Source organism: Desulfuromonadales bacterium (assembly GCA_035620395.1).
Lineage (GTDB): Bacteria > Desulfobacterota > Desulfuromonadia > Desulfuromonadales > DASPGW01 > DASPGW01.
Genome location: DASPGW010000182.1, coordinates 17,399 through 40,791, shown reverse-complemented (window position 1 = coordinate 40,791; position 23,393 = coordinate 17,399). Strand labels below are relative to the sequence as shown.

The 23,393-nt window shown below is 59.1% G+C and carries 26 protein-coding genes; 6 read left to right on the top strand and 20 right to left on the bottom strand.

What is annotated here, in order from left to right; translation table 11 throughout:
* The coding region (nadA, locus tag VD811_09830) for a quinolinate synthase NadA (GenBank protein ID HXV21269.1) at nucleotides 1-652 on the bottom strand (652 nt) is incomplete at its 3' end.
* A gap of 163 nt (nucleotides 653-815) precedes the next feature.
* Between nadA and VD811_09825 the strand changes: the two genes are divergently transcribed.
* Nucleotides 816-1,151, top strand: coding sequence for a twin-arginine translocase TatA/TatE family subunit (locus tag VD811_09825; protein ID HXV21268.1), 336 nt, complete (start codon nucleotides 816-818; stop codon nucleotides 1,149-1,151).
* Nucleotides 1,141-1,911, top strand: coding sequence for a twin-arginine translocase subunit TatC (gene tatC / locus VD811_09820; protein HXV21267.1), 771 nt, complete (start codon nucleotides 1,141-1,143; stop codon nucleotides 1,909-1,911). Before VD811_09825 ends, tatC begins: the two co-directional genes overlap by 11 nt.
* Nucleotides 1,912-1,985: 74 nt before the next feature.
* Here the strand turns inward: tatC and VD811_09815 are convergent, their stop codons facing one another.
* A complete protein-coding gene (locus tag VD811_09815; protein HXV21266.1) occupies nucleotides 1,986-2,579 on the bottom strand; it encodes a cob(I)yrinic acid a,c-diamide adenosyltransferase in 594 nt (197 codons plus the stop codon).
* A gap of 201 nt (nucleotides 2,580-2,780) precedes the next feature.
* Here VD811_09815 and VD811_09810 point away from each other — a divergent pair, with 201 nt between their 5' ends.
* Nucleotides 2,781-3,716 carry an ABC transporter ATP-binding protein gene (locus VD811_09810; protein ID HXV21265.1) on the top strand — a complete coding sequence of 312 codons (936 nt, stop codon included), beginning with the start codon at nucleotides 2,781-2,783 and terminating at the stop codon, nucleotides 3,714-3,716.
* Nucleotides 3,713-4,495 carry an ABC transporter permease gene (locus VD811_09805; GenBank protein HXV21264.1) on the top strand — a complete coding sequence of 261 codons (783 nt, stop codon included), beginning with the start codon at nucleotides 3,713-3,715 and terminating at the stop codon, nucleotides 4,493-4,495. Before VD811_09810 ends, VD811_09805 begins: the two co-directional genes overlap by 4 nt.
* Before the next feature lie 79 nt (nucleotides 4,496-4,574).
* On the opposite strand, the gene VD811_09800 is transcribed toward VD811_09805, so the two are convergent.
* The 3 genes from VD811_09800 to VD811_09790 all read right to left on the bottom strand — a co-directional run bounded on the left by VD811_09800 (nucleotide 4,575) and on the right by VD811_09790 (nucleotide 6,949).
* Complete coding sequence (locus VD811_09800) at nucleotides 4,575-5,141, bottom strand: YfaZ family outer membrane protein (GenBank protein HXV21263.1); 567 nt, start codon at nucleotides 5,139-5,141, stop codon at nucleotides 4,575-4,577.
* Between the two features lie 104 nt (nucleotides 5,142-5,245).
* A complete protein-coding gene (locus VD811_09795) occupies nucleotides 5,246-6,106 on the bottom strand; it encodes an EamA family transporter (GenBank protein ID HXV21262.1) in 861 nt (286 codons plus the stop codon).
* A gap of 132 nt (nucleotides 6,107-6,238) precedes the next feature.
* Nucleotides 6,239-6,949 carry a GntR family transcriptional regulator gene (locus VD811_09790; protein ID HXV21261.1) on the bottom strand — a complete coding sequence of 237 codons (711 nt, stop codon included), beginning with the start codon at nucleotides 6,947-6,949 and terminating at the stop codon, nucleotides 6,239-6,241.
* Nucleotides 6,950-7,259: 310 nt separating this feature from the next.
* Between VD811_09790 and VD811_09785 the strand changes: the two genes are divergently transcribed.
* Complete coding sequence (locus VD811_09785) at nucleotides 7,260-8,087, top strand: sugar phosphate isomerase/epimerase family protein (GenBank protein ID HXV21260.1); 828 nt, start codon at nucleotides 7,260-7,262, stop codon at nucleotides 8,085-8,087.
* 59 nt (nucleotides 8,088-8,146) lie between these two features.
* Nucleotides 8,147-8,899 (top strand): FadR/GntR family transcriptional regulator, encoded by a 753-nt coding sequence (locus tag VD811_09780; protein HXV21259.1) that lies wholly within the window; start codon nucleotides 8,147-8,149, stop codon nucleotides 8,897-8,899.
* A 56-nt stretch (nucleotides 8,900-8,955) separates the two neighbouring features.
* On the opposite strand, the gene VD811_09775 is transcribed toward VD811_09780, so the two are convergent.
* The 15 genes from VD811_09775 to yidD all read right to left on the bottom strand — a co-directional run bounded on the left by VD811_09775 (nucleotide 8,956) and on the right by yidD (nucleotide 23,293).
* Entirely contained in the window at nucleotides 8,956-9,378 is a 423-nt protein-coding gene (locus VD811_09775) for a F0F1 ATP synthase subunit epsilon (GenBank protein ID HXV21258.1), read from the bottom strand.
* A gap of 87 nt (nucleotides 9,379-9,465) precedes the next feature.
* Complete coding sequence (gene atpD / locus VD811_09770) at nucleotides 9,466-10,872, bottom strand: F0F1 ATP synthase subunit beta (GenBank protein ID HXV21257.1); 1,407 nt, start codon at nucleotides 10,870-10,872, stop codon at nucleotides 9,466-9,468.
* Nucleotides 10,873-10,928: 56 nt separating this feature from the next.
* Nucleotides 10,929-11,795: an ATP synthase F1 subunit gamma gene (gene atpG / locus VD811_09765; protein ID HXV21256.1), complete on the bottom strand. Its 867-nt coding sequence runs from the start codon at nucleotides 11,793-11,795 to the stop codon at nucleotides 10,929-10,931.
* A 27-nt stretch (nucleotides 11,796-11,822) separates the two neighbouring features.
* The gene (gene atpA, locus VD811_09760) at nucleotides 11,823-13,331 is read right to left on the bottom strand and encodes a F0F1 ATP synthase subunit alpha (protein HXV21255.1); all 1,509 of its coding nucleotides are present in this window, start codon (nucleotides 13,329-13,331) and stop codon (nucleotides 11,823-11,825) included.
* 9 nt (nucleotides 13,332-13,340) lie between these two features.
* Complete coding sequence (atpH, locus tag VD811_09755) at nucleotides 13,341-13,883, bottom strand: ATP synthase F1 subunit delta (protein ID HXV21254.1); 543 nt, start codon at nucleotides 13,881-13,883, stop codon at nucleotides 13,341-13,343.
* Nucleotides 13,880-14,464, bottom strand: coding sequence for an ATP synthase F0 subunit B (locus VD811_09750; GenBank protein ID HXV21253.1), 585 nt, complete (start codon nucleotides 14,462-14,464; stop codon nucleotides 13,880-13,882). The genes atpH and VD811_09750 overlap by 4 nt, the downstream gene beginning before the upstream one ends.
* A gap of 23 nt (nucleotides 14,465-14,487) precedes the next feature.
* Nucleotides 14,488-14,913, bottom strand: a complete 426-nt coding sequence (locus VD811_09745; protein ID HXV21252.1) for an ATP synthase F0 subunit B — start codon at nucleotides 14,911-14,913, stop codon at nucleotides 14,488-14,490.
* A gap of 196 nt (nucleotides 14,914-15,109) precedes the next feature.
* The gene (locus VD811_09740) at nucleotides 15,110-15,508 is read right to left on the bottom strand and encodes a polymer-forming cytoskeletal protein (protein HXV21251.1); all 399 of its coding nucleotides are present in this window, start codon (nucleotides 15,506-15,508) and stop codon (nucleotides 15,110-15,112) included.
* Between the two features lie 60 nt (nucleotides 15,509-15,568).
* Nucleotides 15,569-16,423 carry a ParB/RepB/Spo0J family partition protein gene (locus tag VD811_09735; GenBank protein HXV21250.1) on the bottom strand — a complete coding sequence of 285 codons (855 nt, stop codon included), beginning with the start codon at nucleotides 16,421-16,423 and terminating at the stop codon, nucleotides 15,569-15,571.
* 6 nt (nucleotides 16,424-16,429) lie between these two features.
* The gene (locus tag VD811_09730; GenBank protein HXV21249.1) at nucleotides 16,430-17,191 is read right to left on the bottom strand and encodes an AAA family ATPase; all 762 of its coding nucleotides are present in this window, start codon (nucleotides 17,189-17,191) and stop codon (nucleotides 16,430-16,432) included.
* Between the two features lie 154 nt (nucleotides 17,192-17,345).
* Nucleotides 17,346-17,999 carry a 16S rRNA (guanine(527)-N(7))-methyltransferase RsmG gene (gene rsmG, locus VD811_09725; protein ID HXV21248.1) on the bottom strand — a complete coding sequence of 218 codons (654 nt, stop codon included), beginning with the start codon at nucleotides 17,997-17,999 and terminating at the stop codon, nucleotides 17,346-17,348.
* Nucleotides 17,986-19,863, bottom strand: coding sequence for a tRNA uridine-5-carboxymethylaminomethyl(34) synthesis enzyme MnmG (mnmG, locus tag VD811_09720; protein HXV21247.1), 1,878 nt, complete (start codon nucleotides 19,861-19,863; stop codon nucleotides 17,986-17,988). The genes rsmG and mnmG overlap by 14 nt, the downstream gene beginning before the upstream one ends.
* Nucleotides 19,864-19,961: 98 nt before the next feature.
* Nucleotides 19,962-21,338, bottom strand: a complete 1,377-nt coding sequence (mnmE, locus tag VD811_09715) for a tRNA uridine-5-carboxymethylaminomethyl(34) synthesis GTPase MnmE (protein HXV21246.1) — start codon at nucleotides 21,336-21,338, stop codon at nucleotides 19,962-19,964.
* Between the two features lie 96 nt (nucleotides 21,339-21,434).
* Nucleotides 21,435-23,042 (bottom strand): membrane protein insertase YidC, encoded by a 1,608-nt coding sequence (gene yidC / locus VD811_09710; protein HXV21245.1) that lies wholly within the window; start codon nucleotides 23,040-23,042, stop codon nucleotides 21,435-21,437.
* Nucleotides 23,043-23,080: 38 nt separating this feature from the next.
* The gene (gene yidD, locus VD811_09705) at nucleotides 23,081-23,293 is read right to left on the bottom strand and encodes a membrane protein insertion efficiency factor YidD (GenBank protein HXV21244.1); all 213 of its coding nucleotides are present in this window, start codon (nucleotides 23,291-23,293) and stop codon (nucleotides 23,081-23,083) included.
* Between the last annotated feature and the right edge of the window lie 100 nt (nucleotides 23,294-23,393).

Below are 23,393 nucleotides of genomic sequence, written 5' to 3'. Positions count from 1 at the left end.
TGGTGGAGCAGATGTGGTGCGCCAGGGCGAGAATCTCCGGCGGACACTCGGGATGGGCCATGAAGAGGGCGTCAGGGTGCTCGGCCAGTGCCCGCTCCACATCGGCGACCAGCAGACGGTCGTGCGTCGGGCAGTATCCTTCCCAGAGATGGCAGGTCTTGTCGGTATGACTGGCGATGTAGCGACCGAGGTTGCGGTCCGGAACCAGGATGACTTCGTCGGCCTCGAGAGAGTTGACCACCCGTACGGCGTTGGCGCTGGTGCAGCAAATGTCGCTCTCAGCCTTGACATCAGCGCTCGAATTGACGTAGGTGACGACCGGTGCCCCGGGATGCTGCGCCTTCATCTGCCGCAGTCCCTCGGGGGTGACCATGTCGGCCATGGGGCAGCCGGCATCGAGGCGCGGCAGCAGAACAAGCTTCTCCGGAGCGAGAATAGCCGCGCTTTCGGCCATGAAATGCACGCCGCAGAAGACGATGACCTCACACGCGGTGCGCGCTGCTTCCTGGGAGAGGCCGAGGGAGTCGCCGGTGATATCGGCAATTTCCTGTATCTCATCGCGCTGGTAGTTGTGAGCCAGCAGCAGGGCGTTGCGCTCCCGGGCCAAGCGGCGGATTTCCTGCTTGATTTCTTCCTCTCTTGCCGTATACATCAGTCCACCCTTTCCAGCTGCGGTTTGCGCTGCATGCTAGTTTAAAACCCCTTACATGTCAAACCTTTATCAGCTCAAGCTGGCCCCTTGACAGGGCGCAGGGAAGAGGGCTATGCTCAGCGCACTTTCAATTTACCCTTTTTCCCGGCAGAGGACAATTTTTATGTTCGGAATCGGAATGCCCGAGCTGCTGCTAATCCTGGCCCTGGCCCTAATCGTCATTGGCCCGAAAAAACTCCCCGATATCGCCAAGGCTCTCGGCCGGGGGCTGGCCGAATTCAAGCGCGCCACCGACGAGATGAAGAGCTCTTTCAACGAGGAAGTGCGCACAACCGAAGCGCGTGACAAGCTGCTCAAGGAAGGGAAGATCCGCGCTCCAGGGGTAGCACCGGTTGCCAACCCCTACGTTGAGGGCACCACCGGCAAGGCGGAGCCAGCCGCGCAGGAGCCGCCAGCCAAGGCCGAAGCTGAGGAGAAGGACCCGTCCCATGCCGGATGAGCAACTTCCCTTCACCACCCATCTCGAAGAACTGCGCAAGCGCCTGATGATCGCCGGCGGCGCGTGGCTGGTTGCTTTTTTTGCCTGCTACGCCTTCGCCGAGCCCCTTTTCCGCTACATTTCCGAGCCGGTACGTGCTGCGCTGCCCGCGGGGAGTTCTCTGGTTTTCATCACCGCTACCGAGCCTTTCTTTACCTACATGAAGATCGCCGCGCTGGCAGCGCTGATCGTTTCGCTACCCGTGATCCTCTGGCAGTTCTGGGCCTTTGTCGCTCCCGGCCTCTACACCCACGAAAAGCGCTTCGCTATCTCCTTTGTGAGTGCCAGTTGCCTCTGTTTCGGCGCCGGATCCTACTTCGGCTTCACTTACATCTTCCCGACCATCTTCGCCATGTTGATCAAATTCGGCATTGGCGCCTCCGACGTCAACGCCATGCTCTCGATGGGCAGCTATCTTTCCCTGGCGGCCCTTATGCTCCTCGCCTTCGGCCTGATCGCCGAGGTCCCCATTGTTATCCTCATCCTCGCCCGCATGGGGGTGATCGACCACCTGTGGCTGAAGCGAAACCGCAAGTACATGGTCATCGTCGCCTTCATCTTCGCCGCCATCGTCACCCCCGGCCCCGACGTCATCTCCCAGGTTTCCCTGGCCATACCCTTTATCCTTCTCTACGAGGTCGGCATCGTCCTGGCACGATTCTTCGGCAAGAAGAAGGCGGAGGAGGAAACAGCCGGGGAAGAGTCTCCAGCTTCCGAGTAACTTCGCTTGCAGTGGACCTCAGAGGCCCGGACGGCGTTACCGTCCGGGCCTCTGTTGCCTTATGCAGAAAAATCCTATCGCTCTGGGTACGGTTGCCAGAGGACGTCGGCGCGGCCGTCGTCGTTGCAGCGGCGCGCCCAGACGAAGAGAAGGTCGGAGAGGCGGTTGAGGTATTTGAGGCAGAGTGGATTGACCGGCGGCGTGCCCTCAGGGCGCCCCGCGGAGTCCGCATCGAGCAGAACCGCCACCTCGCGCTCGGCGCGGCGGGCGACAGTGCGGGCGAGGTGCAGGAAGGCGGCCGCGCGGCTACCTCCAGGCAGGACGAAGCTCGCGGCCGGGGCGAGGCGAGCGGTGCCGGCCTCGATCAGCTCCTCGATACAACGCACCTGCTCATTGCGCAGTCGGGGGGTCTGCTCCTTTCCGGCTCCTCCGAACGGGGTGGAGAGGTCGGCGCCGAGGACGAAGAGGTCGTTCTGGATGCGCGCGAGTTCGGTGTCGATGTCGGCGGACGCTCCCTCGACGCGCACCACCCCGAGCAGGCTGTTAAGTTCGTCGACAGTGCCGCTGGCGGCGACCCGCGGGCTGGTTTTAGGCACCCGCGAGCCATCGGCAAGGCTCGTTATCCCGCTGTCGCCGGTGCCGGTGGTGATGCGGTCGGGTTTGGCCATCTCCTCGACTCCTTCTGCGGACGGCGATCTGTCTATCCGCCGGCTTGTTGACGAAAATATCCCATCCTGCTTGAAGGCAAAAAGTTCGCTTCACCGTCTCCGCTGACGTTCGGACCGTCATCGGGTATGCTTTTAAAAAAGCTCCAGCCCGTCCGTCCGACACCTGAAAACGCTTAGCCGTCCCGGAGTATGGTGCAGCCGATGATTCCGGCCCTTAGCCTGCAGAACCTGTCGAAAGCCTACGATGGCATCCCCGCTGTCCGGAACATCTCCTTCGCCATCGAGCCTGGGGAGATTTTCGGCCTGCTCGGGCCCAATGGGGCCGGCAAGAGCACGACCATCAACATGGTGGCAGGTGTGACCCGCATCGACTGCGGCAGCATCGAGGTCTTCGGCCACGACAACCGGCGCGATTACCGCCTCACCCGCCGTCTCATCGGAGTCATGCACCAGGAGTTGGTCATCGACAATTTCTTCACCATCGATCAGACTCTGCGCTTCCACAGCGGTTACTACGGAGTACCCGACGACCCTGCCTGGCGCCGGCAACTGATCGAACGCCTCGGTCTGGGTCCGCATCTGCACAAGATCATGATCAAGCTCTCGGGCGGCCTGAAACGGCGCTTCATGATTGCCAAGGCGTTGATTCACAGGCCGCCGCTGCTCATCCTCGACGAACCGACCGCCGGGGTCGATGTCGAACTGCGCCACACGCTATGGGACTTTGTGCGTGAAATCAATATACAAGGGACGACCATTCTGCTGACCACCCATTACCTGGAGGAGGCCGAGCAGATGTGCGGGCGCATCGCCATCATGAATCACGGCGACCTGGTCGCCCTGGAGCCGACAGTTGCCCTGCTCGAACGCCTCGGCGGCCGCACCCTGCTGGTCGAGCTGCGCCAGCCCCTGGCGTCGTTGCCGCCAGGGCTGGAGCGCTGCGGAGCCCGCCTTGCCGGCAGCGGCAGCCGCCTGGAGGTCCCGATGAACGGCGGACCGGATGCCGGTGAAGTGCTCGGCCTGCTCTGCAGCCAGGGTATAGCGGTGGCCGATATCGAAACCCGGCGCGCCGGGCTCGAAGAGGTCTTTCTCAAGCTCACCGGCATCGGCCGGCGGGAGAGGGAAGGGGAGCGATGAGCGAGCAGCGCCATTTCACCCCTTGGCTTCCCTTCGTCACCCTGCTGCAGAAGGAGGTGCGCCGCTTCTGGCGGGTTGCCTCACAGACGCTGCTGACGCCGATCATTACCGCCTCGCTCTACCTGTTCGTCTTCGGTGCAACCCTGGGCGAGCGCATCAGCGTCCTGCCCGGCTTCAGCTACGCCCAGTTCGTCATCCCCGGGCTGATCCTGATGGGGGTGATCAACAATGCCTTCGCCAACACCTCCTCATCGCTCTTCATGTCCCGCTACATGGGGAACATTGTCGACCTGTTGGTGACGCCGGTCACTCCGGCCCAGTTCATCCTCGCCTACACCCTCGCGGCGATGACGCGGGGTCTGTTGGTCGGCGTGGCGGTCTGGGTAATCTCGCTCTTTTTCGCCGAACTGCCATGGGTACACCCGCCTGCGGCCATCGGCATGGCCGCCCTGGCGAGCTTCCTCTTCGCTCAGTTCGGCCTGATCGCCGCCATATATGCCAGCAACTTCGATTCCCTCTCGATGTACTCCAACTTCATTCTGCTGCCGCTCATATACCTGGGCGGGGTCTTTTATCCGATTTCCATTCTGCCGCCACTTTGGGCTGGCCTCTCTCACCTTAACCCGCTCTTCTATCTGATCGATGGCTTTCGGCACGCCATTCTCGGCGTCGGCGACCTCCCTCTCACCACCGCCTTCGGCATCGGCGCCCTGCTGGCGCTGGGACTTTTTGGCTGGGCGGCACTGCTGATCGGCAAGGGCTACCGACTTCGCTCCTGAAGGTTCAGCCCGGCGGCAACAAAAAAGGGCGCATTCTTTAACGATTGCGCCCCTTTTCCTTCGTGCCGCCGCAGGCCGATCAGAAGCTGGCTTCGAAACCGATCCGCACCCCCTCGTCGATGGTCCAGTTGCCCCGGTCCTCGAAATCGCTGCGCAGGTTCTGATATTCACCATAGACCCGGACCATGGGCGTGACGGCGTAGCTGAGCCGGACCCCGGTCTCCAGCAGCCGATCGGCATCGAGGCCGGCGAGAATCTGCGGCGCGTAGAAGAGTTTGCCGCTGACTCCGACCCCGCCCAGCACTGGCGGCGCGTAGGCCAGCCGGCCGCCGACCCCCAGGGCCAGCAGATCTTGTCTTTCGTCGGTGCGGCCGCCGTAAAGCTGTCCGCCGATGCCAAGATTGAGGCCCGGAACGTTTCCCGGTTCACCGATGAACATCAGGCCGGCAGAGGCGACCCTGGTCTCCTCGCGGTCATTATAGAGCAGCCGCCCTTCGGCCTGGACCGTGCCGTAGTCGTCCGCGTGCAGCGGATGTGCGAATTGCAACTGGACACTGAAGTCGTTGAGGCCCAGGTCGAGGGATGTCGCCGCGGCCGGGGCAACGAGCAGGCAGGAAAGCAAGAACAGAAAAAGCAACTTTTTCATGGGGACCTCCGGGAATCTGGATAAAGCGCAACATCGGGAACAATCTGCTTGCAACGCCGCACTATGGCACATCCGGGTTCTCGAATCAAGAACTGGCGCCTCACCTAACCGATCGTCAGCAGAGCGACCCCTGCCACCATTAAAAGGGCCGCCGGCGCTCTCTCCCGAAGACCGGTCTCACCCAGACGCAGGTGCCCCCACAGGCCGCTCATGAGTATGCTCGTCCGCTTGACGGCAATTACGTAGGAAACCTGAGTGAGGATAATTGCGTTCATCTGGCAGATCGAACCCAGACCTCCGGCCGTGCCAATGAGGATCAGCCCTTTGAGGCCGTCCGGCAGCAACTTTTTCCCTCGCCGGCGATGGAGCACCAACGGCAGAAGGGCAGCGGCGATGAACAGATTGAGCGCCGCCGCCCACAGCAGAGGTGAGGAATTACGAACGCCAATCTTGTCGAAGTTGGCCGAAACACTCCAGATGAGGGCCACCAGAAGCATCAGGCGTGGTCCGCGCTCCGCCAGCAGAGCCCGCAACGGCGCCAGCAAACCCGCTTTGCTCTCGCCGGCCTTGAGTCGATAGGCGCCGGTGACAATGAGCAAAACCCCGGCAACCCCGCCAAGACCGGGCGCTTCGCCGAGCAGCAGGGGGGAGGTCAGCAACAGAAAAAGCGGAGAAAAGGCGACCATCGGCACAGTCAGCGAGAGGTCCGAGGCCTTGATTGCCTTCATGTAGAGGACGGTGGCCACGACATTCAGCCCGCCGCTGATCAGCAACGCCTGCCAGAATTCCCTGCCGAGTGGCGGTAGGGAGAGGATGAGAAACGGCGGCAGCAGGAAGGGGAGTGCGAAGCAGCGCCAGGACCAGGCGACCAGGTACTCGTCCGCCTGATGAAGATGCTGTTTGCTCAGAATGTCCTTGGCCGATTCAGAAACGGCGGTGAGCATTGCCAGCAGCATCCAGAGCATGACGTTCGGTCCTTTCACTACGAGTCTAGCGGAGGGTGCCGCCCCCGGCAATTGCCGTTCGCCATCCCCTTTTCCCCGAAAAAATAAAGCCCGTCCTTGCGGGACGGGCCAGGAGGACGCGGGGCGGCCTTTTCAGACATCAACCACCCTTTGCAGTATCGATTTTTCCACACGTCTGCCTTCTTCCTGGGCAATGCTCTGGATCAGGACCTGGCCACCGTAGGCGGCAGTCTTGCGCACCAGATTGTCGGCCTTCTCTCCGTCCTTGCCCTTGAAGGCCTCGATGATCTTGCGGTGTTCCTGTACGGAGATCTCCATCCTGCCCGGCAGGGAAAGAGAAGCCATCCGGGGCCTGTTGAACTTCATCATCAGATGGCTGATCAGTTCATAGAGCTTTTCGTTACCAGCGGCTTTTATGAAGAGCTCGTGAAACTCGTTGTGAACGCGAAAGAAGGTCTTGACGTCCCCTTCCCGGGCCAACTGCTCCAGCCTGTCGTTGATCGCCTCCAGGCGTTCGATCTCCTTGTCGCTCAGCCTCTCCGTAGCAATGCGCGCGGCATAACCCTCAAGGATGCTCTTGATGGAATAGAATTCCGCCACGTCACGTTCGGAGAGGGAAGTGACCACAGCACCCTTGCGCGGGATTACGGTCAAATACCCTTCCGATTCGAGCTGTCGGAAAGCTTCCCGGATCGGCGTCCGACTGATGCCGAAGCGTTCGGCAAGTTCCGGTTCCGCCACTTTCTCTCCGGGCTTGAGTGCCCCTTTGAGGATCGCCTCGCGAATCGTCTCCAGGATCTTTTCCCGCAGCGTTTGGTGTCTTTCGATCGGTTTTCTTCTCACTGGGGTCTCCATTGACATGTCTAATGTAGACTGTATACAGTATTTATTGTATACTGTATACATGCAATGTCAAGCCTTTTCTCCTTACGGAAAAGACCCCAACTCATTATATCTCCTTGTCTTTTCCTAGTTTCACCGATATCCTGAGCAGACTCGTGCGGCCGACTGTTTATGAGTCAAAACACATCCATCGTGCATTATTTGGGCGCCCTTTTTGCGGCACCCGCCATCGGCGGCACCTTGCCCGGTCTGCAAAAATCTTTCGCCCCTCCGGCGGAGGAATAGCCAATCCTGAATCCAGGAGATGCCTTTGGTAAACGAGCTCGCCAGTCGATGCAAGCTTCTGCATGTCCATGTGCCGTACCGACAACTCGAGGCCACTGTTCCCTTTTTGCTCGAGCATCGGCTGCAGCCTGAAATCGCCTTCAAGGGTTCAGACCTTGACCAACTGTCTTGGGATTCCTTGCGCCATACCGGCCGCCAGCTGGCGGCTGCCGGCCTCGCCTGCACTGTTCACGCACCGTTCATGGATCTCAACCCCGGAGCCCTGGAGCCTCTGGTTTTCGCGGCAACCCGACACCGTTTTGCACAGAGCATCAATGCGGCCCAGGCTCTTGGAGCCCGACTGCTAGTCTTCCATCCCGGCTATGATTCCTGGAAATATGGTGGCCAGGACCATCTCTGGCTGGAACAGAGTCAGCTTTTCTGGCCCCCCCTGCTTGAGCAGGCCGCGCAAGCCGGCTGCAGGATGGTCCTTGAGAATGTATTCGAGGCCAGAGCCGAAACCCTGGTCACCCTGCTCGACAGCCTAGACTCCCCGCTGTTGGGGCACTGCTTCGACATCGGCCATTGGCACCTTTTCGCCGAAGTTTCTCTGGCCGAGTGGTTTGCCGCTCTCGGCCCACGCCTCTCGCACCTGCATCTGCACGATAACTTTGGCAAGTACGATGAGCACCTTCCGGTGGGAGAAGGGAGGATAGATTTTGCCTCTCTGTTCTCCCTGGTTTCCACTCTGCCGCAGCAGCCGACGATGGCGCTTGAGGCACACAGTCAGGAAGCGCTGTTGCGCTCGATGAGTGGCCTCTGCCCCCATCTTATGCCCGCAGCTAGTGCGGATTTCCCTCCGTCCCCCTCTTGACCTTTACCGCCGTCCATGCTAGAAATTGGCCATACCAATAGCCCATTCGGAGAAATGGCATGACCATAGTATTCAAACCGATTCGCCCCAAGAAAATCTCCGAGGAGATTGTCGAGCAAATCAAGGTCCTCATTTCCAAGGGCCAACTCAAACCCGGTGAGCGTATCCCCTCGGAGCGCGATCTGGCTACGCTGCTTGGGGTCAGCCGTCCGTCCGTCCGTGAAGCAATTATGGTTCTTGAAGCCATGGGGCTGCTCGAATCACGGCAAGGGGGGGGCACCTACGTCCGCTCGCTGACCGAGACCGTTTTGGCCGACCCCCTGACGACCATGGTGGAGAAAGATCCCCTCCTCTTGCAGGCTTTGGTCGAAGTGCGCATGGGTATCGAGAGCTGGGCTGCTTTTCTGGCCGCAAGCCGTGCCACCCAAGAGGAAATTGACACCTTGGCCAAACTGCTCAAGGAAATGGAACGCCAGGCTGCCCGCGGCGGCTGGGATCCCAAGGTGGACGCCCAATTTCATTACACCATCACCACGGCGACCCATAACACTCTGCAACTGCATGTGCTCGACACCATCCGCGGCCTGTTTCACGCCACTATCGAACTGGCCCTGACCGAATTCTACCGGCGCGAAGGCTATCTGGAGGCTCTGCTTGCCCAACACAGGTCGATTTTCGAGGCAATCAGCGACCGCAACCCGGAGCAGGCCCGGCAGGCGATGATGGATCATCTGCAATTCGTGCAAGAGAAGATGCCGCAGATTCTTCAGGAGCGCGAAGCTGAGCGGACATCAGCTGTGCCATCCAAATAAAGAAAGGCGGCCCAGCAGGCCGCCTTTCTTTATTTCTTGAGTGAGCAGTGTATCTACTAGTGCCCGCGCTGCACACGCCGGCCCGCCACCTGGATGCGAATCATGGCACGCTCGACGGCTGCCTGCTGGGCCAGAAAATCCTTGTCCTCCGGCGACAGTTTTCTGAGGGCCTCTTCCGCCCTGCCGAGTGCCGCTTTGGCACGCTCCAGGTCGATCTCGTCAGCCGGCTCGGCGGTCTCTACCAGGACCGTCACCTTGTCCTCCTCCACTTCTACGTAGCCCCAGTTGACAGCCACGTGGAAGGTTTCAGAACCCTGACGATAGCTCAGTTCACCGATCTTCAGCGTGGTCAAGAGCGGCGTATGGCCCGGCAGGATTCCAAACTCCCCGACGGTACCGGGCGCAGTGACTTCATCTACATCCTGAGAAAGGACCTGCTTGTAGGGGGTGACCATGTCCAGTCTGAGTTTTTCTGCCATTTATAACACCTCTGGCTAAGGGCCAAGGGCAAAGGGCTAAAGGTTGTCCTTTTGCCATAGACCCTTTACCTTATGCCGGTTTTTTGATTAGGCCGCCAGCTTCTTGGCCTTCTCCAGTGCCTCGTCGATGGTCCCCACCATATAGAAAGCCTGCTCGGGGATGTCGTCGTACTTGCCTTCGACGATTTCCCGGAAACCGCGGATGGTGTCCTTGAGCTCGACATATTTGCCGGGAGAGCCAGTGAAAACTTCGGCCACGTGGAACGGCTGGGAGAGGAAGCGTTGAATCTTGCGAGCACGGGCGACGACCAGCTTGTCCTCTTCGGAGAGTTCGTCCATGCCGAGAATGGCGATGATGTCCTGCAGGTCTTTGTAACGCTGCAGGACGTACTGCACATCACGGGCGATCTTGTAGTGCTCCTCGCCAACCACCTGAGGATCGAGAATACGGCTGGTGGAGTCGAGGGGGTCGACGGCCGGGTAGATCCCGAGCTCGGCAATCTGCCGCGAAAGAACCGTGGTGGCGTCGAGATGGGCGAAGGCCGTCGCAGGCGCCGGGTCGGTCAGGTCGTCGGCCGGCACGTAGATCGCCTGCACCGAGGTGATCGAGCCCTTGTTGGTGGTAGTGATGCGCTCCTGCAACTCGCCCATTTCGGTAGAGAGGGTCGGCTGGTAACCGACGGCGGAGGGGATGCGGCCGAGTAGAGCCGATACCTCGGAACCTGCCTGGGTGAACCGGAAGATGTTGTCGACGAAGAGGAGCACGTCCTGGCCTTCCTCGTCGCGGAAATATTCCGCAACCGTTAGCGCGGAAAGGGCGACGCGGGCACGGGCGCCCGGCGGCTCATTCATCTGGCCGTAGATAAGAGCGGCCTTATCGAGAACTCCGGAGTCCTTCATCTCATGCCAGAGGTCGTTCCCCTCACGGGTCCGCTCGCCGACTCCGGCAAAGACCGAGAAGCCGCCGTGCTGCTTGGCAATGTTGTGGATCAGTTCCATGATCAGAACCGTCTTGCCGACGCCGGCGCCGCCGAAGAGGCCGATCTTGCCGCCACGGGCGTAGGGGGCGAGGAGGTCGACGACCTTAATGCCGGTTTCAAACGCCTCGACCTTGGTCGACTGCTCGACAAACTCGGGCGTGGGGCGGTGAATTTCCCACTCAAGCTCGGCACCGACCGGACCCATCTCGTCGACCGGCTGGCCGACTACATTGAGAATGCGTCCCAGGGTCTTGCGGCCGACCGGCATGACGATCTGCTTGCCGGTGTCGATGACTTCCTGACCGCGAACCAAGCCGTCGGTGGAGTCCATGGCGATGGCGCGGACCGTGTTCTCCCCAAGGTGCTGGGCAACTTCAACGACCAGGTTACCTTCACCCTCACCCAAGGCGGGATTGGTAATCTTGAGAGCGTGGTAAATCTCTGGGAGCTTACCGGCCTCGAACTCCACATCGACGACGGGCCCGATGACCTGCGTGATCTTTCCTTTATTCATGATGTACCGTTCCTCCTTTTTCCACCCGCTTCAGGTGTAAATCGCTATTTGCTGAATTACTTGATAGATTCGGCGCCGGAAATGATTTCCATCAGCTCTTTCGTGATGGCGGCCTGGCGGGCCCGGTTATACTGCAAGGTCAGCTTGCCGATCATCTCCGAGGCATTCTTGCTCGCGCTGTCCATGGAACTCATCCGCGCGCCGTGTTCCGAGGCCACCGACTCGAGCAGACCGCGGAAGATCTGCACTTCCACATGCTTGGGCAGGATCTGCGCAAGCACCTCACTGCGGCTCGGCTCGTACAGATATTCGGCCACGTGGGCTCCCTCTTCGACCTGTTTGGGGACGATCGGCAAGAGCTTGTCAATGGTCACATCCTGTGAGATGGCACTGCGAAAGGCATTATAGATGAAATAGACTGCATCGTATTTCTCGGCGATGTACCCGTCGACGATCTCCTGCCCAAGCAGCGCGGCCGTGCTGTAGGAAATGCCGCTGGTGATGTTTTCGTAAACCTTGGTGATATTCATGCCCGGACGCGTTCTGAGGTAGTCGCGCCCTTTGCGGCCAACGATCATCAAGTCGTAGCTCTCATAGCCCTCGGCGTTGGCACGGATGAAGCGCTCAGCGGCCTTGGAGACGTTGCCGTTGAAGCCACCACAGAGGCCACGATCGGCGGTCAGCAACAGGACCAACGCCCGCCCCTTGCCGCGCTGCGTGAGCAGCGCGTGCGCACCCGGCTCTTCGCGCAAAGCGAGGCTGGAGAGAACCTCCAGCATCTTGTTGGCGTACGGCCGCGCGGCCACCACGGCATCCTGGGCCCGCCGAAGCTTGGCGGCGGAAACCATTTTCATCGCCTTGGTGATCTGTCGGGTGTTTTTGACCGACCCGATCCGCTTTTTTATATCCTTCAGACTTGGCATCTGTCCAAACCCTCTGCTTGCGTTTGATTAAGCCACGAACTGGCCCTTGAACTCCTCCAGGGCGGACTTGATGCGCCCCTCGAGCTCGGCGTCAATGGCCTTCTTTGCTTTCAGGTCGCCGAGCAGCTGGCCATGCTTGCTCTCCATGAAAGAGAGAAGCTCGGTCTCGAAGCGCTTTACGGCGCTGACGGGATAGGCATCGACATAACCGTTGTTGGCGGCGTAGACGACCAGAACCTGCTTCTCGACCGGCATCGGCTTGTATTGCGGCTGCTTGAGGATCTCCACCAGTCTGGCACCGCGGTTGAGCTGGCGCTGAGTGGCGGCGTCGAGGTCGGAGCCGAACTGGGCGAAGGCAGCCATCTCGCGGTACTGGGCGAGGGCCAGGCGCAGGGTGCCGGCGACCTGCTTCATCGCCTTGATCTGGGCACTGCCGCCGACGCGGGAAACCGAGAGGCCGACGTTAATAGCCGGGCGCACCCCGGAGTAAAAGAGGTCGGTCTCGAGGAAGATCTGCCCGTCGGTGATGGAGATGACGTTGGTCGGGATGTAGGCCGAAACGTCGCCAGCCTGGGTCTCGATGATCGGCAGGGCTGTGAGGCTGCCGGCGCCCATCTCGTCGTTGAGCTTGGCGGCGCGTTCGAGCAGGCGGCTGTGCAGGTAGAAAACGTCGCCGGGGTAGGCCTCGCGTCCGGGCGGACGGCGCAGCAGCAGCGAAAGCTGCCGGTAGGCGACGGCCTGCTTGGAGAGGTCGTCGTAGATGATCAGGGCGTGCTTGCCGCTGTCGCGGAAAAACTCGCCCATGGTGACGCCGGTGTAGGGAGCGATGAACTGCAGCGGAGCGGGGTCCGAGGCGGTCGCAGCGACGACGATGGTGTAGTCCATGGCGCCGAACTGCTTGAGCTTGTCAACCACCTGCGCGACCGTGGAGCGCTTCTGGCCGATCGCGACGTAGATGCAGATGACATTCTGCCCCTTCTGGTTGATGATGGTATCGGTGGCGACGGCGGTTTTGCCGGTCTGGCGGTCGCCGATGATCAGCTCGCGCTGGCCGCGGCCGATGGGGACCATGGCGTCGATCGCTTTGAGGCCGGTCTGCATCGGCTCGTGCACCGACTTGCGGGCGACGATGCCCGGGGCCTTGATCTCGACCTGGCGAAATTCCTTGGAAGCGATCTCCCCCTGGCCGTCGATGGGAATGCCGATTCCGTCGACGACCCGGCCGATCAGCGCCTCACCGACAGGCACCTGGACGATGCGTTCGGTGCGTTTGACGGTGTCGCCTTCCTTGATGTGGTGGGCTTCGCCGAGAATGGCGGCACCAACGTTGTCCTCTTCAAGGTTGAGAACCATCCCCATGATACCGCCCGGGAATTCCAGCAGCTCACCGGCCATCGCCTTGTCCAGGCCATGGATGCGGGCAATGCCGTCGCCGACGGAGATGATGGTGCCCGTTTCGCTGACTTCAACTTCGCGACCGAAATTCTCGATCTGTTTCTTGATGATCGCGCTGATTTCTTCTGCTCTGATTTCCATGAGAACTTGTCACCCCTTCTTTAAGGTATCTTCAATCCGTTTCAGCTGGGTTTTCACACTGCCGTCAAAGACCTTCCCGCCGATCTCGACCTGAACGCCGCCGATCAGGGAAGGATCGAGATCCACCTTCAGCTCGACCTTCTTGCCGCTCTGTTTTTCCAGGCTGGCGCGGATGGTCGCGCACTGACCGGCATCCAATTCGGCCGCCGAGATGATCCGCGCCCGGAGAATGCCCGAAAGCTCATCGGCGAAATGGCGATAGTTTCCTTCGATTTGCGCCAGATACTGGATACGGTCCTTTGCCAGCAGGAGCTCGAGGAAACTTTTCATGCCGCCGGAGAGCTGCATCTTCTCAGTCAGGTCGGCCATAATGGCCGTTTTTTTCTCCGCCGGGAATGTGGGGCTCTCGAGAATGAGCCGCAAGGCGCTTTGTGCGGCAAAGGTGGAACTCACCTGGGCCAACTCATCGCCGTACTGCTCCACCATTTTCTGCTCGGCGCCCAGGTCGACCAGGGCCTTAGCGTACCTCCTGGATATCGCGCTGCTGCTCAATGTAGTTCTCCCACCTTCTGCAGGTATTCACTCACCAGACGTTTCTGGTCGTCACTGGTAAAATTATTCTTCAACAGATCCTCTGCCATGGCAATTGCCATCCGGGCCGCTTCCTGACGGAGCTCGGCGCGGGCCTTGGCGACCTCGTTGGCGGCGGATTTTTCGGCTTCCTTCTTGATCTTCTCGGCCATCTCCCGGGCGTTGGCGAGAGTTCGTTCTCGCTCCATTTCGCCCTCCCGACGAAGTGCGGCCTGAATCTCCTCGATCTCTGCCGCAGCCTTGCTCAACTTGCGGTCGTACTCGGCAAACTTGGCCTCGGCCTCGGCTTTGGCCGCTTCAGCTTCACGCAAAGCCTTCTCGATGGCGTCGCGGCGACCGGCCAGGCCTTGGCGGATCGGCTTTCTAACGAAATAGATCAGGAGGCCCAGGGTGACACCGAAACTCAGACAGCGCCAGATAAAGTCCTTCAACAGAACACCGCTGTCGACATGATGTCCATCGCCTCCGGATGCTGCCAGGGCGACAGTGGCCCAAGCGGCCAGCATCAGGGTCGCGACGGCGATGACGGTCCCTTTTTTCATGGTAATCCCCTTATCGAAACGCATTAAAGGGCCCTCCCCAGAACCTTGGTGGCAACGTGAGCGGCAAGAGCCTCGGTTTCGACCTTGAGCGACATCCGAGCCGCCGCCGCTTCCGCCTGCACCCTTTTTTTGATGGTCTGCAGCTGCTCGCTGCCACTGTGATGGGCTGTTGCCAGCAGTTCGGCCTCCTCCCGGGCGGCGGCGGCACGCAGGGCTGCCTTCTCCTCGTTTCCCTTGAGTTTGGCCTGCTGCAGTTGCTCCTGGTAACGGTTCATCTTCTCGGCAATCTGTGCCTCCAGCTCACGGGCCCGGCTGTGGGCACCGTTAACACTCTCGCGGCGCCGATTCAAAAGGTCGCGCAGAGGCCGGTAAAGGATGATGTTGAGGACCAGCATCAGCACCATGAAGTTGGCCGCTTGCAGTAGTATTGTCCAATCGATCTTAATCACTGCCACACCTCGTTGAAAGCGCTACAAACGTTCCGCAACCTGACTTCCGGATGCGTATACTGTATACATATTTTCCGAAGATTAAAATGTGCCCTTGGCGGCGGGCAAAACAGGGAATTGCTATCACACCCCCCGCCGAATGTCAAGATTCTTTTGTTTTTTTTGGACACACTTTGACCAAACCGTGCCGCCTGATTCACTTCTTGACGGAATGGACTTTCGCCTTCTCTTCCTCACCCGGAGCTGTTACTTCGAGCTTCATGCAGATATTGCTGTTGAGCAGGACCCCCTCTTCAACAACCAGCACGGGAGTTTCAATATTCCCTTCCAGTTGGGCCGGCGCTCGCAGCTCCACCTTTCGCGTCGCCTTGATATTACCTTTGAAGCGGCCACTCAGGATAAGGGTGCCAACGGTGACCTCGGCTTGAAGGTCAGCTGTTTCGCCGACGATTAGCGTATCACGTGAGGTCACCTCGCCACGAAAAGTGCCGTCCAACCGAACTATTTCATCGAACAGCAGTTTCCCCTCAAATTGGCTCCCTGGCCCGAGAAAGGCCTTGATGTCGCTCTTTTCTATCGGCGTTTCTTTACGCATGCCAACCTTGTCCTTCCTCTCAAACATGGAATCGATCACCTCTCAATTTGTCACCAAGTCTCAGGAAATGCCCAGAACGTCCAGGAGCCGATCAAGATCCTGGGGAGAGTAATAGGAAATCTCTATTTTTCCGCCTTTTCCGCGGGCGGAAATCTTGACCTGGGTACCCAGGGCTCTTTTAAGTTCCCCGGCCAGGTGCACCAGTTCGGGGTCGGCCTCGCTTTTACCCTTCATCTTCGGAGCGCTGCGGCCGAAGCTCTTGATCTTTTTAACCAGAGCCTCGGTCTCCCGTACGGACAAACGCTTCTGCACAACCTGCGTCCTGGCCTCGAGAATATCCTCGTCAGTTTCCAGAGCAAGCAGGGCACGGGCGTGGCCCATGGAGAGAAGGGCCGTAACGACATCGTCGCGAACTTTTCCCGGAAGCCGAAGAAGACGCAGGGCATTGGCGACGGTGGAACGGTCCTTGCCAACCCGCTTGGCCACCTCATCCTGGGAGAGGTCGAAGACGTCGATGAGATTGCGGTAAGCTTCGGCCTCCTCGATAGCGTTGAGATCTTCGCGTTGGATGTTTTCGATCAACGCCAGCTCAAGGGCCCAGTCTTCCGAAACATCCTGGATGACCACCGGAACCTCGCGCAGGCCCGCCTTCTGCGAGGCTCGCCAGCGCCGCTCGCCGGCGATGATCTGGTAGTGATCTCCGTGACGGCGGACCACCAAGGGCTGGATGATGCCCTTTTCGCGAATCGAAGCGACCAACTCTGCCATCTTCTCATCGTTGAAGGTCTTCCGCGGCTGGTTGCTGTGCGGCCGCAACTCCTCGATAGGACAGAGAAAATACTTCCGTCCCCCTTCCTGGGTTGCCGAGCTGAGGAGGGCACCGATCCCCTTTCCAAGGGAAGGTCGTTTGCTCATGGTTTGCTACCTTAGGTCGATGATTTCCTTCGCCAGTTCGAGATAGGCCGTTGCCCCGCGCGAACTGATGTCGTAGAGCAGGACGGGGAGTCCGTGACTCGGTGCCTCGGAGAGGCGAACATTACGGGGGATGACCGTGGTAAATACTTGGTCGGTGAAATGCCGGCGAATCTCCTCGCTGACCTGATGCGACAGATTATTGCGGGAATCGAACATGGTCAACAGGATGCCGTGGATCTTCAGTCGCGGGTTGAGCTCTTTCTGGATGAGGCGGATGGTGTTCATCAACTGGCTCAACCCCTCCATGGCGTAGAACTCGCACTGCAGGGGGACCAGCACCGAGTCGGCAGCGGTCAGCGCATTTACGGTAAGCAGGCCCAGGGATGGCGGGCAGTCGATGACAATGAAGTCGTAGTCGTCGCGCAGCGGCTCCAGAACCCCCAGCAGCTTTCGCTCCCGGGAGAAGGCTGTCACCAGTTCGATCTCGGCGCCGATCAGGTCGGTGTTGGAGGGAAGGACGTCCAGATGCTGCAGAGAGGTGTGAACCAGTACGTCCCGAGCCGACTCTTCCCCGAGCAACGCATTGTAGACCGTCCGCTCCTGGGTGCTCTTGTTGAGACCGATGCCGCTGCAGGCATTGGCCTGGGGATCCATGTCGACCAAAAGGGTTCGCTTCTCTGCAGCTGCCAGAGACGCCGCCAGGTTCACTGACGTGGTCGTCTTTCCCACTCCACCCTTTTGATTGGCAACGGCGATGATCTGCGCCATACCTTATCTCCTTGCGTGCTGCTCCGGGGCGAAAAGAGTACCACAAACCCCCTTGCCAGAAAAGGAAAAAGGCGCCGAAACCTCGCTGGTTGAGGGCTCTTGGACATCTGGTGTCGCCGTCTCCCACGCCCCCCAACATCTTGTGCTGGACTGGCTAGCGACGCCGTAAAACCAGCAGGCAGCGCAGCGCCCCCGAGGCTGGCAGTCGCAACTGTCGCAGTTCGGTGCATAACAGTCCGAGCTCCGCCAATTCGCTTTCCGCTTCGGCCAGCTCCCTCTCACCTTCCGCCCCCTTCATCGCCAGGATTCTCCCCCCCGGCTGCAGACAGGGAAGGGCCAGGGCGGCAAAGGCAGGGAGAGAAGCAAAGGCACGCGAAACGACCACATCGAAGCCGCCGGCGTACCCGGGGCGCTTCGGCAGGGATTCGGCCCGGGCATGCAGCGGCTCGAATCCCCGCAGACCGAGCAGGCGGGCGGCGTGGCGCTGGAAGTTGATTTTCTTGGCCACCGAGTCGACAGAGACGATGGATAAGCCGGGTCGGGCGATCTTCAGCGGTAGGCCGGGAAAACCGCCGCCCGAGCCGAGATCAAGCAATCGCTCGTTGCCGGCCAGCAACTGCAGCGGGGTGAGGGAATCGACCAGATGCTTTTCTATTCCCTCGACCGGATCGGTAATGGCGGTCAGATTGTGGGTACGGTTCCAGCGCAGCAACTCATCGAGCAGGCGCAGCAGCTTTTCGTGGGCGCCCAAAGGCACCTCAAGGGAGAGCGGCCGGAGCTGGCGGACGAGATGTTCAAGAGACTCCATCTCGCCTCCGGCGCAACTGGACGGCCAGAATGCCAATAGCGGCCGGCGTCACACCAGGAATCCGGGCGGCCTGGCCGAGGGTAAGAGGCCGCACCTTCTTCAGCTTATCACGCACCTCAATGGAGAAACCACTGACTGCATCGTAATCGAAGGCGGCCGGGATCGCCACCTCCTCGGTCCGGCGAGAGCGTTCTACCTGCTCCAATTGCCGCTCGATATAGCCGGCGTATTTGATGCCGATCTCCAACTGCTCGAGAGCCTCGGGAGGGAGTCCGGAAAGCTCCGGATCGAGAAAAAGGAGCGCATCGATCGTAATTTCCGGACGCCGCAGCAACTCTTCCAGGGATGCCCCATTTTTCAGTTCGTCCAGGCCGAGTTGCGACAACGCCGGCCGGTCCGAGGGCGCCAACCGAACATGGCTTAGGCGCTCTCGTCCCCTCTCCAACAGCTCCATCTTCCTTTCGTACTGCAACCAGCGCGCTTCCGTCGCCAAGCCCAGCCGATAGCCAATGCCGGTAAGTCGCTGATCGGCGTTATCTTCCCGCAGCAGCAGACGATACTCTGCCCTGGAGGTGAACATGCGATAGGGCTCGCTGGTCCCGAGATTGATCAGGTCATCAATCAACACGCCGATATATGCCTGGTCACGACGTAACACCAGAGGCTCATCGCCCCGCACCCGCAGGGCCGCATTGATCCCGGCCAACAGCCCCTGGGCGGCGGCCTCCTCGTAGCCCGAGGTGCCGTTGATCTGCCCGGCATGAAAAAGGCCTTCAACTTCCTTGGTTTCCAGGGTTGGGGTCAACTGGATTGGATCGACGTAGTCATACTCGATGGCGTAGCCGGGACGCATGACCTCCACCTGCTCCAACCCTTCGATCGTCCTCAGGAAAGCCAGTTGAACATCAGGCGGCAGAGAGGTGGAGACACCATTGGGGTAGACCTCCATGCTCGCCAGACCCTCGGGTTCGAGAAATATCTGGTGCTTTTCCTTCTCCGGAAAACGAACCACCTTGTCCTCTATGGAGGGGCAATATCGCGGTCCGACCCCTTCAATGACTCCACTGTAGAGAGGCGAGCGATCCAGGCCGCCACGAATAAATTCGTGTGTCCGACCATTTGTCCAGGTTATATGACAAGGGACCTGTCGCTCCACAATTTCGTCAGTGAGAAAAGAAAAGGGGCGGGGAGGGGTATCTCCGTACTGTGGCTCGAGGCGGCTGAAGTCGATACTGCGCGCATCAAGACGGGCAGGGGTTCCCGTTTTCAGCCTGCCCACCCTAAAACCGAGTGCCCGCAGGTGGTCGGAGAGACCCTCCGAAGGGGGCTCACCCGCCCTGCCGCCCGGATAGTGATGCAGCCCGATATGGATAAGACCGCGCATGAAGGTCCCGGTGGTCAGGACAACCGTCTGCCCGCGAAAAACAATTCCCTCTCTGGTTTCGACACCAGCGACACGGTTTCCCTGCAACAGCAGCCTGGCAACAGCTCCCTGCTTAAGGTCTAGCAGGGGTTGTCCCTCGACGACCCGCTTCATACGTTCCGCGTAGCGGCGGCGGTCAGCCTGGGCACGGGAGGCATGCACCGCTGGCCCCTTCTTTGTATTGAGCATGCGGAACTGGATTCCGGTGGCATCTATATTTCTCGCCATCTCACCACCCAGGGCGTCAATCTCTTTTACCAGGTGCCCCTTGGCCAAACCACCAATGGCCGGATTACACGACATCTGGGCCACCGCGTCGAGACTAAGATTCAACAGCAGCGTCCTGCAACCCATGCGTGCTGCAGCCAAAGCCGCCTCGCAGCCTGCATGCCCGGCTCCAACCACGATTACCTGATATTCTTTCCCATAGGTCGACATCATCTCTCCACGCCTGGCAATCTGCCACGGCCAAACCGCTCAAAACGTCCAAATACCAACAAAATCAGAACATTGACGATTTGTTTCACGTGAAACAGCCCTCACTTGCCTATACAGAAACGAGAGAATATCCGGTCGAGTATGTCGTCGGGGGTGGTTTCGCCGGTAATCTCCCCCAAAGCCTGCAATGCCTCATGCAGGTCGATCGCCAGAAACTCGAGAGAAGTGGTGGCTTGGGCTTCGGAACAAAAATGGCCAAGCGCTCGCCGAGCTCGCAACAGCGCATCTCGATGCCGACGGTCGGAGAGCAGAACGGACTCCTGCCCCTCGCGAGAAGTGGTGGTGGAAAACAAAGCGATGATGCGCTGAGTCAACTCCGACAGGCCCTCTCCCGTACGTGCTGACAGCCGAACTGAAGGGAGCGAAGCGAACGGCTCGGGCAGTGGAACCGCAGGCAGATCCCGCTTGCTGACGACCAGAATAAGACGGGATCCCTTGCACGCCTTTAGTGCCAAAAGATCCTCGTCCCGGATGTTCTCGCTGCCATCGACAACCAGCAGGATCAGGTCGGCCGAGGCGACCTTGCTCTGTGCCCGCCGAACCCCTTCAGCTTCAACCGGATCAACCGTGTCACGAATGCCTGCCGTATCGATCAACCGCAAGGGAAGTCCACCGAGCGACAGTGACTCCTCGATCGTGTCGCGAGTGGTGCCAGGGACATCGGTAACGATCGCACGCGCCTCGCCGAGAAGGGCATTCAACAAAGAACTTTTCCCGACATTCGGACGTCCAAGGATCAGCACCGAAAGGCCCTCCCGCAGGGCCCGCCCCTCATCGAAGGTGGCCAGCAGAAGATCCATCCGGTTCAGCACGTCGCGACCATCTGCCACCAGACGTCTCTGGCCGGGCAGATCTATGTCCTCTTCGGGGAAGTCAATGTGGGCTTCAAGGAAGGCGAGCAAATCGGCCAACTCGCTGCGAAACTGGTGAATTGCATGAGACAGACGCCCGTCCAGTTGGCGCATCGCTACGCTACAGGCAGCCTCCGAACGGGAACGAATAACATCGATGACGGCTTCCGCCTGAGTCAAATCGAGGCGACCATTAAGAAAGGCTCGCAGGGTGAATTCACCGGGTCGGGCTAGCCGCACATCGCCGTTTCCCAGAAAGAGGTCGAGAACGCGCTTCGTTACGACGGGTCCACCGTGGCAATGGATCTCTGCCACATCCTCTCGAGTGAACGAGTGGGGTGCGCGCATGACCACCGCCAGCACCTCATCGATCAATTCACCCGCAAGGCTACAGACATGGCCGTGATACAGGCGATGCGAAGCAAGGGTAGAGGGCCGTCTTGAAGGATGAAAAAAGCGAAGGAGGGCGGGTTCGGCCAGCCTTCCGGAAAGGCGTATGATACCCACCCCTCCCTCGCCGGGAGGGGTGGCCGGGGCAATAATGGTCTGGTGGCAATCGGCAATCATGCTGGATAAAAGTTAGTGTTTGTGCGGTGTTCGTGCACCTGACTCGCCGCAAATTGTCGTTTTGCGCAACAAAGGGCCGAAGCGGTGCTTTTGCGATCAGGCTTTCCGATTGATGAAAAATTGCTGGACAATGGTTAGCACGTTGTTGACCAACCAGTAGATGACCAGACCGGAAGGAAAATTCAAAAAGAGAAAAGTAAAGACGATCGGCATGATCATGAACATCTTTGCTTGCATTGGATCCATGTTCGTGGGGGTCATCTTCTGCTGGATGAACATGGTGGCGCCCATGACGATCGGAGTAATGTAATAGGGATCCTTGGCAGACAGATCGGTGAGCCAGAGCGCAAAAGGGGCGTGCCGTAACTCAATAGCATCCAGAAGAACTTTATATAAAGCGAAAAATACGGGAATCTGCACCAGCATCGGGAGACAGCCCCCCAAAGGGTTAACCCGATTCGTCTTGTAAAGCTCCATGGTCTCACGATTCAGCCGTTCGCGATCATTCTTGTATTTCTCCTTGATCCGCAGCATCTCCGGCTGCAGCTTCTGCATCGCCTTCATCGAGCTGTAGCTTTTCTGGGTCAGCGGCCAGAAGAGTGCCTTGATGATCGCTGTCAGTAAAATAATGGCAACACCATAGTTGCCGATGAAGGAATAGAAAAATTTAAGTACGTATAATAGCGGCCTGGCAATAGGAGCGAAAAAACCAAAATCGACAGCTCGAGCCAGTTGATGATCGACAACCTTGAGGATATCAAGATCCTTGGGCCCAAAATAGAGAAGATAGTCAAGCGAAAAGGTTTCACCGGTGTGCAGGGTGCGAGTTGGGGCGACGAAAACGTTCTCGACAATATCGGCATCTTTCTGCACCAGTACCTTTTGAACCGCCCCTTCCAAAGGAATGGCAGCTTTCAGGAAGTACTTATCCTCGAAAGCACTCCAGACGACGTCCTGCCCGTAGGAGCGGGGCTCTTTGACCAGATCGTCGACCTGATCGGTGTGCAGCTTATCGGCCGCCAGTGTTGCCGGACCGACAAACTCAAGCTGACCACCTTCCTGGGAATCGTCCCATTGATGCACCAGAGACAGGCTCAGGTTGCCGGAGACGGGTAGACTGCTGGCGTTGGTCACCTGCAGACGATAGTCGAAATCGTACTGATCACCCCGGAATGTAAAGATTTTTTCGATCTGCAACCCGCCAGGAGAAACGGAGCGGAACACCACCTGACGAGATTCACCAGCCGCAAGATGTAGAGTACCCTCGGCAACTGAAACGGTATAACGGGCATCAGCAGAAAGAGCGAAACCCTCACTTCCGGTGGTGCGCAAGGTTGCGAAGCGGTCCTGACTGGATGTGACAATCGAAACGAGAGGAGAATCAGGCTTGGGGGAAACCCTGTATTCCTTGAGTTCAAATACCTTGAGCCGTGCGCCGACGGAAGAAAAAACTGCCCTGTACTTTTCAGTCTCAATGATCAGGTCGCGGGCCTCAGCCTGTTCCGTCGATGCAACCGAAAACGACTCCTGATTTACACCCGTCGCAATATTGATCGATGGTGCTGGCAAGACCGGTGCCGGTTCGGTTTGCGCCGAGGAAGGAGGAGATGTAGGCGCGGGCTGCTGAGGAGGAAAAAGAAAGGAATATCCTAACCAAACAGCCAGCATGAGAATGAGAGCTACTACGACATTTTTATTTTCCACCGAAAAACTCCTGTTTGAATGCAATCTTGTAACTGCCCTCAGTGAATGGGATCATGGCCACCCGGGTGCCAGGGATGACAACGGCCAATTCGCCTGAGGCTCATCAATAACCCCCTCCCTATCCCATACTTATCAATAGCCTGGAGTGCATAGGTGGAACAGGAAGGATAAAAACGGCAAGAGGGTGCTTTAAGGGGAGAGAGGAAGTACTGATAAAAGTGAATCGTTATCAAAGCTGCTTTTTTGAACATGATGGACTCAGGGTCGCACGAACGACCTTCGAAATATCCAACTCATCTGCTAATTCCGCGTACGAAAGTTTTCCTGCCCCCTGCCTGGCGACAACTACCA